Annotated in this window: 11 protein-coding genes; 7 read left to right on the top strand and 4 right to left on the bottom strand. The window is 70.9% G+C overall.

The window, feature by feature from the left end:
* Nucleotides 1-138: 138 nt before the first annotated feature.
* Nucleotides 139-1,164 carry a hypothetical protein gene (locus AC1DYG_RS12405; RefSeq protein WP_477640166.1) on the bottom strand — a complete coding sequence of 342 codons (1,026 nt, stop codon included), beginning with the start codon at nt 1,162-1,164 and terminating at the stop codon, nt 139-141.
* Between the two features lie 111 nt (nt 1,165-1,275).
* Between AC1DYG_RS12405 and AC1DYG_RS12400 the strand changes: the two genes are divergently transcribed.
* The gene (locus AC1DYG_RS12400; protein WP_477640165.1) at nt 1,276-2,067 is read left to right on the top strand and encodes an inositol monophosphatase family protein; all 792 of its coding nucleotides are present in this window, start codon (nt 1,276-1,278) and stop codon (nt 2,065-2,067) included.
* Between the two features lie 180 nt (nt 2,068-2,247).
* Nucleotides 2,248-2,397: a hypothetical protein gene (locus tag AC1DYG_RS12395; RefSeq protein WP_477640164.1), complete on the top strand. Its 150-nt coding sequence runs from the start codon at nt 2,248-2,250 to the stop codon at nt 2,395-2,397.
* A gap of 15 nt (nt 2,398-2,412) precedes the next feature.
* Here the strand turns inward: AC1DYG_RS12395 and AC1DYG_RS12390 are convergent, their stop codons facing one another.
* Nucleotides 2,413-4,527 carry a hypothetical protein gene (locus AC1DYG_RS12390; RefSeq protein ID WP_477640163.1) on the bottom strand — a complete coding sequence of 705 codons (2,115 nt, stop codon included), beginning with the start codon at nt 4,525-4,527 and terminating at the stop codon, nt 2,413-2,415.
* Nucleotides 4,528-4,622: 95 nt separating this feature from the next.
* Here AC1DYG_RS12390 and AC1DYG_RS12385 point away from each other — a divergent pair, with 95 nt between their 5' ends.
* Both AC1DYG_RS12385 and AC1DYG_RS12380 read left to right on the top strand, forming a co-directional pair.
* Nucleotides 4,623-5,054 carry an FAD synthase family protein gene (locus AC1DYG_RS12385; RefSeq protein WP_477640162.1) on the top strand — a complete coding sequence of 144 codons (432 nt, stop codon included), beginning with the start codon at nt 4,623-4,625 and terminating at the stop codon, nt 5,052-5,054.
* Nucleotides 5,054-5,797, top strand: coding sequence for a TIGR03089 family protein (locus AC1DYG_RS12380; RefSeq protein ID WP_477640161.1), 744 nt, complete (start codon nt 5,054-5,056; stop codon nt 5,795-5,797). Before AC1DYG_RS12385 ends, AC1DYG_RS12380 begins: the two co-directional genes overlap by 1 nt.
* 6 nt (nt 5,798-5,803) lie before the next feature.
* Here the strand turns inward: AC1DYG_RS12380 and AC1DYG_RS12375 are convergent, their stop codons facing one another.
* Entirely contained in the window at nt 5,804-7,447 is a 1,644-nt protein-coding gene (locus tag AC1DYG_RS12375; RefSeq protein WP_477640160.1) for a peptidoglycan-binding domain-containing protein, read from the bottom strand.
* A gap of 294 nt (nt 7,448-7,741) precedes the next feature.
* Between AC1DYG_RS12375 and AC1DYG_RS12370 the strand changes: the two genes are divergently transcribed.
* From AC1DYG_RS12370 to AC1DYG_RS12360, 3 genes are all read left to right on the top strand, one after another.
* Nucleotides 7,742-8,542, top strand: coding sequence for a CoA transferase subunit A (locus AC1DYG_RS12370; RefSeq protein ID WP_477640159.1), 801 nt, complete (start codon nt 7,742-7,744; stop codon nt 8,540-8,542).
* 1 nt (nt 8,543) lies between these two features.
* On the top strand, nt 8,544-9,182 hold the full coding sequence (locus AC1DYG_RS12365; protein WP_477640158.1) for a CoA transferase subunit B: 639 nt from the start codon (nt 8,544-8,546) through the stop codon (nt 9,180-9,182).
* 92 nt (nt 9,183-9,274) lie between these two features.
* The gene (locus AC1DYG_RS12360; RefSeq protein WP_477640157.1) at nt 9,275-11,728 is read left to right on the top strand and encodes a hypothetical protein; all 2,454 of its coding nucleotides are present in this window, start codon (nt 9,275-9,277) and stop codon (nt 11,726-11,728) included.
* A 49-nt stretch (nt 11,729-11,777) separates the two neighbouring features.
* Here AC1DYG_RS12360 and AC1DYG_RS12355 read toward each other — a convergent pair whose 3' ends face one another.
* Complete coding sequence (locus AC1DYG_RS12355; protein WP_477640156.1) at nt 11,778-13,805, bottom strand: SpoIID/LytB domain-containing protein; 2,028 nt, start codon at nt 13,803-13,805, stop codon at nt 11,778-11,780.
* Nucleotides 13,806-13,816 lie beyond the last annotated feature (11 nt).

Below are 13,816 nucleotides of genomic sequence, written 5' to 3'. Positions count from 1 at the left end.
GAGGAGCCTACCCGCCGGGAACCTCCCCCGTGCTCACCCTCGTTGTTCCCCCTCCGGCGTTGCAGCTGTCCGCGACTCTGAAGGATCCTCGGCGCCCGGGTCCGGACGATCCTCAGAGTCGCCACGTGCAAGGGACGGTCAGCGGCCCGGGACGGTGCAGCCGTTCCGTCGGCAGCGACGTGCCCGCCCCGGCCACCCTCGAGCCCGGAGGATCGCCCCGATGTCCACGGCGGTGTCGCACGGCGTGGCCGCGACATCGGCCCAGAAGACCCTCGTCGTGGCCCGCGCGCTGGACAGCAGCTGGCGGTCGCGACGGCCGTCCTTCACCCGGTCTGCCCACCGTTCGTGCCCCAACCGTCCGTCAACCTCGACGATCAGGCTGTAGTCCTCGTACTCGTTGTCGTGGAACCGTCGACGACCGGCGTCAGACGGCGCCTGACGTGACCCGACGGGCAGCCCGTGGGCGCGCTCGACATCGCGGACGTAGAGCACCTCCGCCCCACTCTGAGCACCGTCCTCGACCTCGGCCAGGGCGGGACCGAGGACGCGACTGTGACGATGCCCTTGGCGCCTGGCCAGCTCGGCTCGGAGCTGGCCGACCGAGACGACCTCCTTCTGTACTGCAAGAGCGACGGTCGAGAGCGCGTCGATCGGGGTCCCCTTGGCGGCTACGTCCAGCAGCGTCGCGGGGAGGGTGGTCCGCCATGGAAAGGCGCGTTCATCCACGAGGTCTTCCCAGCGGACCGACCGGCGCACCCTCAGGGTCGGACCGGAGGCGATGGCCCGCTCGTAGGGAACCACCACCTCGGTGACGGTCGGTGGCGTGCGCTCCAGGCCCCAGAGGTAGAGAGCGGAGCGACCGCAGAAAGCCGCATCGGCGGCTGGCGCGCCGGACAGGCAGCCCAGCAGCTCCGCGGTCGCTGTGACGTTCCAGTCGTCTCGACCCGGCTTGGTGAGGAACACGCCATCGCGCAGGCGGACCCACCTCCCCGACGAGACACGCCACTGCACCGCGTCGTCCGTCATCCCTGCCCCCAGGCACTGCCGACGGGTCAGCAGGTCGTACTGGCGGTTGGCGTGCTGATGCAGCATTGACCAGTCGATCGGCATCCGCCCACTCTGACCGATCGGGTTGCGCAGCCCGTCGGCCATCCACAGCCTCACGACTCTGAAGGATCATCCGCGTCTGGGTCCGGAGGATCCTTCAGAGTCGCGGGTCCCGGTGGGATGAGACCGGGTGACCGCCCGCGGCCCCGGTGTGGAACGGTGGGACCCGTGGACACCCAACAGGTGCTGGACCTGATGAAGACCGTCGCAGCCGAGGTCATCACGCCGCGGTTCCGGGCGCTGGCCGACGGCGAGGTGATGGAGAAGAACCCCGGTGACCTCGTCACGATCGCCGACCACGAGTCCGAGGCGATCCTCACCCGCGAGCTGTCGGCGGCGTTCCCCGGGGCGTTCGTCCTCGGCGAGGAGCTGACCTCCGCCGACCCGACGACCCTCGACCGCTACGTCGAGGCGGAGCACGCCTTCACGGTCGACCCGGTCGACGGCACCAAGAACTTCGTCCACGGCTCCCCCGACCATGCCGTCATGGTCAGCGAAGTCGTGCGTGGCGAGACGGTGCGCGCCTGGATCTGGCAGCCAGAGCACGAGGTCGCGTGGGTTGCCGAGAAGGGCGCCGGCGTCTATCGCAACGGCGAGCGCATCATCCGCGAGCCGGTGGAGGACGGGGTCCCCCCGCACGGCGTCACCTCGATCTGGCCGCTGCGCGGTCACTCGCTCGGAAAGCTTCCCGCCCTGGTCGGCTCGTGGGTCTGCTGCGGCGTCGACTACCCCCGGCTCATGGAGGGGGCGACCGACTACATCCTCTACGCCCGCAACAGTCCGTGGGACCACGCGCCTGGTTCTCTAATGGTCACCGAGGCCGGCGGTTTCGTCGGCCACACTGACGGAACGCCTTACGCACCAATGGTTCTCACGCCAGGCATCATCGTGGCCGCCGACCAGGGCACGTATGCCGCGGTTCGTCGCCACGCCGCCGACGCCTTCGCGAAGCGCAGCTGACGAGCGCTCGCCGTAGCCTCCTCCCATGACCTCGCGGACGTGGGACCACATCGAGGTATGCCGCGTGGTCACCCTCGTCGGCGACCCCGCCGCCCTGGGTGGTGCGGTGACCGTGGCGCGCTCTGCGGCCACTGGGAGCATGACGGTCCGTGTCGCTGGCCGCACCACACCAGCCCTGAGGTGGACGGTGGTGGCGCGGTGGTCACGGTCCACTTCGACGCCGGCTCCGAGGACGAGCAGCAGGTGCGAGGGCTCATCCGGTCAGCGCTGGCCGCGGGCTCCCTGTTCGGTCCCGACGGCACGACCACCACCTGGACCGTCGAGTCCTGAGGCAGGGGCGAGGTCTCAGCCGAGGCGGCCGAGGTAGACGCGGATCGGCAGCTGCACCAACGAGTCGGGGCGTTGTTCGAGCAACCGGGCGTCCTCCTCGATCCGCGCGTCGACCGCCACCACCGCGGAGGTCAGTCCCAGCCGGCTGAGCGCCTCGGTCGAGTCGGCTGCCACCAGGACCAGACGCCCTCCGCGGGCGTCCACCGCGCGACGCACCTGGTCGACGGCGGCGGCCAGTCGGACCGGGTCGTTGCGGAGCGCCGACGTGGTCGACAGAGCCGCCACGCCGCAGTAGCCGCGCAGCACCTGGGGCCACTCGTTCGCCGCCCGCGAGTCGACCATGAGTGCCACGTCTCCAGGTCGCAGGGCCGCACACACGTGGTCGACGGCCGCCCACTCCCCTCGTTCCACCCGCTCGTCGGCGTGGGGCCAGGTCGCCAGACCAGTCGGGACCAGCAGGGCCAGGGCGACGCCACAGCTGACGGCGACGTTCACGGCATACGGGAGCCGGCGGGTGGACCAGCGTGACACCACCGCGGCACAGGCGACGGTGAGCAGGACGACCGTGGGCAGGGCGATCACGAGGCGCCGGTCCGCCCACGGGTGGTCGGGGGTGATGCCCGGACGGTAGAGCATGAGCAGGGTGGAGCCGATCCCGACGACGGCCGGGCCGGTCCAGCCCGGCAGTTCTCGGCCGTCGACCCAGGCTGACGCGGCGCGGTGGGCGAGCACCCCTGTCGCCAGCAGCGCGAGGGCCAGGGCGACCGGACCGAGCCACCATGACAGCCACCCGACCGCCTGCTCGGCGTAGGTGCGGCCACCGTCGACGGCCAGTCCCTGACGCGCCTGCAGGCCCGCGACGACGCGCGCCCCGGGGTCGGCGGCGGACTGGCGCACGACCTGCCACCACGGCCGGCTGGCCAGCGCGAGGCCCAGCAGCACGACGCCGGCCGCCAGCACCCGCGGCAGCCAGGCCTGGACCAGAGCGGGCATGGTCCAGCCTCGCCGAGCTCCGAGCAGCAGGAGAGCCCCGAGGCCGCACACCGCAGCTCCGAGGGCCACGAGTGGCAGGAGCGACGCGGCAATGCTGCCGAGGTACTCGCTCGACGTCAGCCAGGTGAGCCCGAGGGCGACGGCGCCGGAGACGGCCGTGGCCACACCGAGCACCCGGGCATGGGCCTGCCGCTGCAGCGCTGCCAGGACGACGACCGGCACGACCAGGACCACCTCGCGCAGGGCGTCGACCCGGATGAGGACCGCCCCGCCCATGAGGACACCGGCGAGGAGGGCAGTGCGGCGCGCGGCGACGACGTCAGGGACCGCGGCGCTCCGAGCGGCCAGCACCATCGTCAGGAGCCCGGCCGCCAAGACGGGAAGGGCGACCGGTTCGGAGTAGGTCGCGCGGGCGACGTGGACCAGGGGGAACAGCGCAGCGGTGCCCAGTGCCGCGAGCGGCCCCCACCGGGGGCCGACGACCGTCGAGGCCAGCAAGCCGACGCCCAGCACGATGAGGCCGAACAGGATGGCCGGCGCCCACGCCATCGCGGCTGGCCCTCCGACCCACCAGGCGACGGAGTACCAGGCGGAGGCCCCGATGGGGAACTGCGGCTGGATGCTGGGGTCCTGGGCGGTCCCGGTCGCGTAGAACGCGGGACTCGCCAGGGTGATGCCGTCGATGGCGAGCACGTCGGCGCCCCCGACGGACTCGGGCGGCACGACGATGGGCCGCGCGTGCCCGGACGCCAGCTGGACGGCCGACTGCAGGTAGGAGCCCGAGTCGCGCCGGGGCAGCACCTGCTCCGAATGCGTGGCCCCGGCCCAGGCCACGGCGGCCAGCGAAAGCACCACGAGCAGGGCGGCCGACCAGACGGGTAGCGGACGCACCGGCACGAGCGACGTGGCGAGCCCCGCCGCGACCGCCAGCACCAGCAGGACGGGGATGGCGACGACCGGTGACCAGAGTCCGCCGAGCGCGAGCAGGGCCGCGGCGATCGACCCGAGCACCAGCCACAGACCCGACCAGACGACCGTGTGCGTGACCAACCAGCCGCCCCAGGCCTCACCCCGGAGGAGCGGGAGGTCGCCGGGGTCGGGGGCATACGGGTAGCTGCGGGACTCGCGGCTGCTCACAGTCGGCAACCGTACTGCTCTCGCGCCCGCAACCAGTGCACCGGTGCTGGTCGACGATGCGAGCCCAGCACGGGTCTCGCGATAACCTCACGGCCATGCCTGCTGCCGACAGCGCCGAGGACGACGCCACCCCCCGCACCGTGATCACCTTCGGGACCTTCGACGTGCTGCACGTCGGGCACATCCGGATCCTCAAACGGGCTGCCTCGCTCGGCGACCGGCTGGTCGTGGGCGTCTCCGCCGACGCGCTCAACGAGGCCAAGAAGGGTCGCGCGCCGGTCTTCTCGCAGGAGGAGCGGGTCGAGATCATCAGCAGCCTGAAGTTCGTCGACGCGGTCTTCATCGAGGAAAGTCTCGAGCTGAAGCGCGACTACATCATCGAGCACCGGGCCGACGTCCTCGCGATGGGTGACGACTGGAAGGGCCGCTTCGACTTCGTCTCGGACCTGTGCGAGGTCGTGTACTTCCCCCGCACGCCCTCGGTGTCCACGACCGAGCTCATCGAGCACATCGCCAACACGGCCTGATGCCCGCCACACCCGGGGAGGTTCTTGCGGCGATGCTGGGCTCGGACCCGGCCGGCCCGCGGGTCACCTTCTACGAGGACACCCCCGGACCCACCCAGGGTGAACGCATCGAGCTGAGCGCCAAGGTGCTCGCGAACTGGGTCAACAAGGCCGCCAACGCCTTGCAGGAGGAGTGGGACATCGCTCCCGGTTCGCGGGTGCGCCTGGCTCTCCCCCCGCACTGGCGTTCGCTCTACTGGGCGCTCGCCGTCTGGTCCGTGGGCGCGACGGTCGTCCTCGACGACACGTCCGAAGACACCGCCGACGACCCGTCCGACCTCCCGTTCGACCTCGTGGTGACCGACGATGTCGCCGTGGCGGCGGCCAGATCTGGCCCCACCGTCCTCGTCACCCTCGCCGCCCTGGCGCGCGGCGCGAGCGACCCCGTCCCTCTCGGCGCCATGGACGAGGCCCGCGAGCTGTCCACGTATGCCGACCAGTTCAGCCCGTGGGAGGAGCCCGCTCCCAGCGACGCCGCCCTGAGCGACCGGGGAACGGACACGGCATACGAGGACGTCGTGCCGCAACGCAACTGGGCGCGCGGCGTCCGCATCCACACGTCCACCGACGACCTGCGGACGGCGCTCGAGCTGGCACTCGCGGCCTGGGCGTCCGGTGGCTCGGTGGTGCTCTCCCGCGGACCCGAGCCGGCGTCGGGTCGCGCGGGTCGGCTGGCCTCGGAGGGCGTCACCCTCGAGCTCTAGCGAGCCCTAGCGGCGACGCAGCTCTGCTTCGAGCGCCTGCCAGGTCAGCGTCGCGACCACGCCGGTGCGGGCCAGCTTCGCCCGCCCCTGCAGGGCCTTGACGGCCGACTCGTCACTCGGTCCGAACGTGCCGTCCGCGGGGATCCGCAGGGCCTTCTGCAGGGCCGTCACTGCAGTCCCTCGCGAGCCTGAGCGCAGGACCGTGCCGTAGTAGGCCCGCAACGGGTAGTCCCGGTTCTCCAGCGCCTGCCAGACCTTGACGTCCACGACCCCGGTCTGCGGCAGGTGCCTGCCCTTCTGGAAAGCCTTGACCGCAGCGGTGGTCCGTGCCCCGAAAGCCCCGTCGACGGAGAGACCGCCGAGGGCACGCTGCAGGGTCTTGACCGCCGTGCCCCGGGAGCCGGACTTGAGGACGGTCGACATCAGGGCGGTGTAGGGGGTCGTGCCTCGCGGGGTCGAGGTGCTCCGCGAGGCCGTCGTCGTCGCCGCGTTGGTCGTCATCAGAGCCGCCCAGGTGGTCGGACCGACGATGCCGGTCGCCGGCAGGTTGCGACGGGTCTGGAACGCCTTGACGGCCGCCAGGGTCTTGACGCCGAACGCCCCGTCGGGCGGGGTGACGCCGAGGGCCTTCTGCAGCGCCACGACGGCGGAGCCCTTGGCACCCAGCGCCAGGGTGAGCTTCGCGTAGGGAGCGAGCGGGCTGGAGGGCGTCGACGTCGGCGGCTTGGCAGGTGTGGTCGGTGTGGTCGGCTTGGCGGGCGTGGCCGGCGGGGTGGGCGTGGTCGCTGCGCCCCGAGCCGGGATCAGCTTGAGGGCAACCATCTTCGCCCACGTGGCGAGGTCGAGCTGCCCCGTCACCTTGAGGCCGTTCCTGCCCTGCCAGACGCTCAGCGCTGCTGCCGTCTTCGGCCCGAACACTCCGTCCGGCGTGGTCCCGATGACCTTCTGGGCCAGGGCCACGTCAGGGCCCGTCGCTCCCGGCATGAGCAGCGAGTAGACCGCCGACGGCGGCTGGGGCGGGGTCGTGGGCTTCGGCGCCGAGGGCGGGCCGGGGTCCACGGTGGTCAGCGCCTTGCCCGTCCACCACGACGTGCGGCCGTAGGCGCCGTCCCAGGAGAAGGAGAAGTGGATGTGGTCGGTGTGCGGGACCGGTCCGGTGTAGGTCGCCCAGCCCCTCGCGGGGTCGTAGGCGCGCCACATCTTGTGGTTCCAGATGATGTACATGATCCCGAACCGGCGGGCCATCGCGCCCGGACGACCCTGGGCATCCGGTGCCGACAGCCACTGGGTCACGGCGTCGGCAACGGCCTTCTCGTTCGGCTTGTTGACGCTGAGCATCCAGTCCCAGGCACGCCCCTCGGAATGCTCGGTGAGGCCGCTGTTGCAGTTGCGGACGATGCCCCAGTCCGCACTGCCGAGCTTGTAGTGGCTCGACATGAGCTTCGCGAAGGACACGACCCCGGGCTTGGCGTTGGGGTCGCACAGCCGCTGAGCCTGGTACGGCGAGGCGATGTCCAGCGCCGAGGGGAGCGCCCTGGTCGGCGGCTTCGGCGACGTCACGGACGTCGCGGCATCCGCGGTCGCCGCGCCGACGGGCACGGTGAGCACGGGGATGGCCAGGACTCCAAAGGCACGCACGACACGCGACACAGAACACTCCATGGGGGATGGCGCCTCGGATCCCGAGCCGCGGTACGAGTTGGACACCAGCCCCAGGGGTCACTTCCTGCAGCAGGCAGGACATTTGTCCCACCAGTGCACAGCCGTCACAAGGGCAACGGGTGAACTACAACCACGGAATTCGCTTTCCCCTCCCCCGATCGGCTGATGGCCACGCCCGCCACCCCGGTGCGACGGCTCATGTGGGGCCACCACGCGGCATACCCAGAACGATGGGGAGGGACCACGCAAGCTGGCCGCAGACGTCCGGCTAGAGTCCACGCCATGGACAAAGTCGTCTCCACCGCGGCCGCAGCCATCGACGGGATCGTCGACGGCTCCTCCCTCTCGGTGGGCGGGTTCGGGCTCTGCGGCATCCCGAGCGTGCTCATCGCGGCGATCCACGATGCGGGGGTGCAGGACCTCGAAGCCATCTCCAACAACTGTGGCGTCGACGACTGGGGCCTGGGCATCCTGCTGAAGGACAAGCGGATCCGGCGGATGGTCTCCTCCTACGTCGGGGAGAACAAGGAGTTCGAGCGCCAGTACCTCTCCGGAGAGCTCGAGGTGGAGCTGACGCCGCAGGGCACGCTGGCGGAGCGGCTGCGTGCGGGAGGCTCGGGGATCCCGGCCTTCTACACCGTGACCGGCGCTGGCACCCAGGTCGCCGACGGTGGACTGCCCTGGCTGTATGCCGCGGACGGCACCGTCGCGAAGTCTTCACCTCCCAAGGAGGTCAAGGTCTTCGAGGTCGACGGCGTCGACAAGGAGTTCGTCCTCGAGCGCGCCATCGTCGCCGACTTCGGGCTGGTCCGGGCCTGGAAGGGCGACCGCCACGGCAACCTGGTGTTCAACCAGAGCGCCCGCAACTTCAACCCGCTGGCCGCCATGGCCGGCCGGATCACGATCGCCGAGGTCGAGGAGCTGGTCGAGCCCGGTGAGCTCGACCCCGACCAGGTCCACCTGCCGGGGATCTACGTGCACCGGGTGCTGCCCCTGACGGCCGACCAGGCCAAGGACAAGCGCATCGAGCGCCGGACCGTCCGCCCCGCGACCACCACCGACACCAAGACCAGGGAGGCCTGAGATGGCACTGACCCGTGAGCAGATGGCCGCCCGCGCGGCCGCCGAGCTGTCCGACGGCTCCTACGTCAACCTCGGCATCGGCCTGCCGACCCTGGTCCCCAACTATGTCCCCGACGACGTCGAGATCGTGCTCCAGTCCGAGAACGGCATCCTCGGCGTCGGCGCGTATCCCATTGACGGACAAGAGGATCCGGACCTGATCAACGCCGGCAAGGAGACCGTGACGCTGCGTCGCGGGTCGTCCTTCTTCGACTCCGCCACCAGCTTCGGGATGATCCGCGGCGGCAAGGTCGACGCCGCCATCCTCGGCGCGATGCAGGTCTCGGCCAAGGGCGACATCGCCAACTGGATGATCCCCGGCAAGATGGTCAAGGGCATGGGCGGCGCGATGGACCTCGTCCACGGCGCCAAGAGGGTCATCGTCCTGATGGAGCACAACGCCAAGGACGGGTCCTACAAGATCGTCGACGAGTGCTCGCTGCCCTACACCGGTCGCGGGGTCGTGCAGCGGATCATCACCGACCTGTGCGTCTTCGACGTGACCGCCGACGGTCTGGTCCTGCGCGAGCTCGCCGAGGGTGTCACCGAGGACGAGGTCCGCGAGAAGACGGAGCCGGACTTCACCACCAGCTTGCCGTGAGCGATACCCCGGTCGCGTCGGGACATGACGTGCCCGGCGGGTCGTCCTCGGTCCTCCGCGACCCGGCCACCACCCCGGGGGATACTCGGGGCGTGTCTGTCTGGTCGAGATCGCAGCCCACCCGCCACGCGCTCCTGGGGGTAGGGCTGGTCCTCCCCCTCATCGCATTCGCCTGGGCCCAGGTGGCGACAGGCGTCGACCTTGCCGTGGTCCTGCGGTGGCTGGGGATCTTCGTCGGGACCGTCATGCTCCCGGGCTTTGCCCTGGTTCGGGCGGGGCGCCCACGGCCCTCCGCCCTCCTCGACGACGTGGCCTGGTCGACTCCGGTCGGTCTGGTGGTCGCGCTCCTCGGATGGCTGGCAGGGCAGATCCTCGCGCGGGAGGTCCATCCGGCTGGGGGGGCCGTGGTGGTCCTCGCGGTCGTCCTCGCGATCCCCCGCACCCGCCGGCGGCTGTTCGGCCGACCCGCCCCGGGCTGGGGCCTTGGCGCTGGCTTCGTCGTGGTGGTGTCGATGCTGGTCACGGTCTTGTGGACCGCGACGACGCTGCTGGCTGCCATGCCGGTCGTGCCGTCGGGCGCCGGGTTTGCCTACACACCTGACTCGGTGTTCCAGGTCGCCATGACGGGCGAGCTCACCCGGGGCGTCTCGCCGTCGTATCCGATGGTCGCCGGCGCGTCCAGCAGCTACCACTGGTTCTTCCACGCCGCGTCCGCCCACCTCGGGCAGGGACTGGACACCACGACGGTCGTCACCAGGTTGTTTCCCGTGTGCCTCCTTCTCGCCCTGGTCCTCATCACGGCCTCGGTCGCGCGCCAGATCGCCGGACGCAGCTCGGCAGCAGCGATCGCCGCCCTCCTGGTCGGTGTAGTGGGCAACACCCTGACCACCGCGTGGGTCCAGCCGACCGGTATCGCAGGCCGGTACGACGCAGATGGAGGGGGGCTGACCCCCGACCCCCTCCGGCTCTACTGGCAGGTCAGCCCGACCCAGACGATGAGCTGGGTCTTCGGCGTCGCCTGTCTGGGCCTGGCGATCGAGGTGTTCCGGGCGACCGGCAAACGCTGGGTCCCCGCGCTGGGGGGCCTCACCGTGATGTCGCTGGTCGCCGCGGGGTCGAAGTCATCGGTACCCCCGGTCATCATCTGCGGACTTGCGGGAGCGGCGGCATACGGCCTCGTGCGTCGCGAGTGGTCGTGGGTGCTGCGAGGCGCCTCTGCTGCCGCGGTGACTGCAGCCACTTGGGTGTTCGCCGTGCTGTTCGTCTACCCGGGAGGGTCCTACGGGTTGCGGCTGCAGCCCGGCGTCCACGCGGCCTTCCTGGTGGGCCTGATGATGCCGGACCTGGCCACGTGGGACGCACAGAACCGCGCGGTGGCCGCCAGCCTTCCCGTCGCCCTGGCTGCGGCCGCCGTGTCGATCCTGCCCCTCCTTCCCCGCTTGGCCGGGCTGTGGTGGCTCAGTCGGCTTCGGCCGCAGGACCCGGCCGGGGTCCTCTGTAGCGGGGTGGTCCTCGCCGGCCTCGCGGGAACCTTCCTGACCCGCCACCCCGGGCAGAGCGAGGTGTTCTTCATCGTGGGGGCCTACCCGTTGGGGCTGGCGGGGTCCGCAGCAGGATTCTCCGACGCCCTGGCCCGCTGGGCCAGCGCAGGCGTGCGCCGAACTGTCGTCGTCGTGACGGCTACCGCCGTCGCGGCCGTCGCGGCCACGGCGGCCGTGACGCACTGGGCCGGGCTGCGTTCGCCCCTCGCGGTGTGGCGCGAGACGAGGCCGCCGGGTGGACACCCGCTCGGCTTCGGGATCGCCGTGCGCGACCAGGTCCTCGCCTGGGGTGGCCCCGTGCTGGCGCTGGCTGGTCTTCTGTCCGCGATCACCGCCGTAGTGGTGCTCGTGGTACGCTCCCCGCGGATGGGTCCTCCTCAGCCGGTCCTCGGGCGCGTCGCCACGGTCTTCGCCTTCGGGCTCGTCGCGTGTGGCCTCGTGCCGACCTGGCTCGCGGTCACGGGCGCCCACCACCAGTCCCCGGGCGAGCGCCAGCACTCCTGGGAGAAGAGCGCTGTCTCCCGGAAGGCCAGCCTGACCACGGCCGCCTTCATCGAGGGCGCGCAGCGCATCCGCACTGCTGCCCAACCTGACGACGTCGTCGCCACCAACCACGTGTGCGCCCAGCAGTGGCGGATCATCAGCAAGACCCGGCTCTGCAACCCCACCGACTTCACGGTCGCCGCCTACACCGGTCTGCGCGTAGACGTCAGCGGATGGGCCTACGCCGACCGCTCCCTTGCAAACGCCTGGACCACGCGCGGTGGCTATTCGCGCATGCCCTTCTGGGATCCTGCTCGCCTCCGCTCCGAGCAGGAGCTCATCACGGCGCCCAGTCCAGCCCTCGCCACCCAAGCCTGGGCGAGGGGGGTGCGCTGGATCCTGGCCGACCAGGCCGTCGGTCCGGTCTCAGCACGCCTGGGGGACTACGGAACGGTGGAGTACAGCGGTGGCGGAGTCACCGTGGTGCGCCTGCGCGCCCCCCAGGCGCAGCCCCCAGGCTGACCTGGAGCTGAATCCGGGGCAATCGTCGGAGATCGTCGGCGCAGGATCGTCAGCGCAGCATCGTCATGGCGGAGACGTCGCCGGACACGCTCAGGCGGGCTCCGAACGTCCCGTCTCCCTTGCCCGGGTACAACCAGGTTTTGCCGGCGTTGTCGCGGGCGAGCAGATCGGCTCCGCCACCACCGTTGACATCGCCCACGGCCACGAGGTCTGTCATGGCGTTCCAGCCACCGCCGGCGTTGGTGCGACCCGTGATCCGACCGGCACCGTCGAACTTGTAGGTCCAGAGCACACCACTCGCGTCGCGAGCCCAGATGTCGGCCCATCCGTCGCGGTTCGCGTCCGCGGCCCCGACGATGATGCCGAAGGGGTTGAAGTTCCCCCCGAGACTCTTGCGTGACGACGCCACGCCGCAGGCGCCGTTGCCGGGATACAGCCACAGCGTGCCGGTGGCGGGGTCGACGCCCACGATGTCGCTGCGCCCGTCGGAGGTCACGTCGCCGACACCAGTGATGCGGTCCAGGGTCGCCGGGACGTTGGTCAGCTCCGTGCGGGTCCCCAGCGTTCCGGTCTGGGGAACGGGGTAGCACCACAGCCGGTCGGAGGAGTCCCGGGCGAGCAGGTCGCCCGAGCCGTTCCCGTTGAGGTCACCCGCGTAGCCGAGGAGCTTCATCGTGCTCCAGCCGGTTGCCACCGACGTCGGCGCGCTGAGGGCCGTTCCAGAGAGGGTCATGCGCGAGAGCGTGCCCGTGGCGGTGCGGCCGAACACGCTCGGCTTCGCGGTCCCGGTCGTGTCCCTGCGCAGGAAGTCACCATTCGTCACGGTGAACCACTCCGACTTGAGGCCAAGCCGGCTCCGCAGCTCGTCCCAGGGAAGGGTTGCCGTGCCACTGCTGCCCACCAGGGTCACGCCGCGGATCCGGCCACCCCACTCGCCGTGCCCGTCCCGGGTGACGACCACGCTGTGGAGAGTCCCGACAGCCGGGCGGGCGTTCTGCAGGTCGGTGCGCAACGTGGTGTCGGAGACTGTCCAGGCGTTGGCGTTGTTTGGCACCACCCCGTCGTACGGGTCAGCCTTGGCAACGAGGTAGGGAACGCTTCCGGCTGCCATCCACCCACCGTTGGCAGCCGAGAACTGCGTGAAAGCCACATAGTGCTGGTAGGCGATCATCACTGCTTTGGTCGCCTTGATGGCTGCGTCCGAGTTGGGATGCGTCCGTGTGGCGGTCAGGGTGCCGCTTGCGCTGTAGTCGGCGTAGCCGAAGTAGACCTGGCACGACGTCGTGTCGCAGACGTCGTAGAGGGAACTCGTGGAGTGCTGCTGCTCATACGCCGCATAGGTTCGGGCCGCGACGGACTGGCTGCGCAACGCGGCCGCCGGCCAGGACGCCGGCATCTCGTTGGGGACGACGCCGCGCAGATAGTTCTCCATGTAGGTCGCATTGACGGTCACGAGCGATGATCCGCTCAGCGTCCCCTGGACCCGGTCCGGGTAGTCGCGCAGCGTGCCGTCGGTGCGCTCGACGCGCACCGTGGTGGCCGTCGGGTTCGTGAAGCCAGGCGTGCCGGTCAGACCCCTGTAGGTGCTGCTGGTGCTCCACGCCCCACCCGCGCGCCACTGGAGGTTGAGCGCACCGCCACTGACCAGCAGTCTCCAGCGGTCGACGGGCTGGCTTGTCGTACCGCCCCCCAGGGCGAGGACCTTGCTGCCGATGACGAACTTCAGACCCGGTCGCATGGCGACGGTGAGGCTGGAGGTGGACACCCCGCTCAGGCGGGCCCGGAGCGGGCCGGGAGACGTGGTCACCTGAGTGGTACCCGGGTAGTAGAAGGCCAGGATCTGCTGGTGGGTCAGACCCTTTGTGGCCGCGCCGTAGGCGCCCCACTGCGACATGCCGTGGCCGTGGCCGTAGCCGTGTCCCGAGATCAAGGACGGTCCCGTCAGTGGGATCGGCAGGGCCTCGGCACCAGCAGACCCGGCAGTCGCCAGCACCGCGGCGCCGGTCAGGGCGACGAGTGCACCTGTCGCCCAGCCACGACGCCTCCCCACCAACGGCATGCGCAGCACGCTCCTCATGGCTTCCATGG

Source organism: Pedococcus sp. P1_H8 (assembly GCF_056405175.1).
Note: the sequence above shows the minus strand (reverse complement) of the source record. Positions and strands in the feature narration are given on the sequence as shown.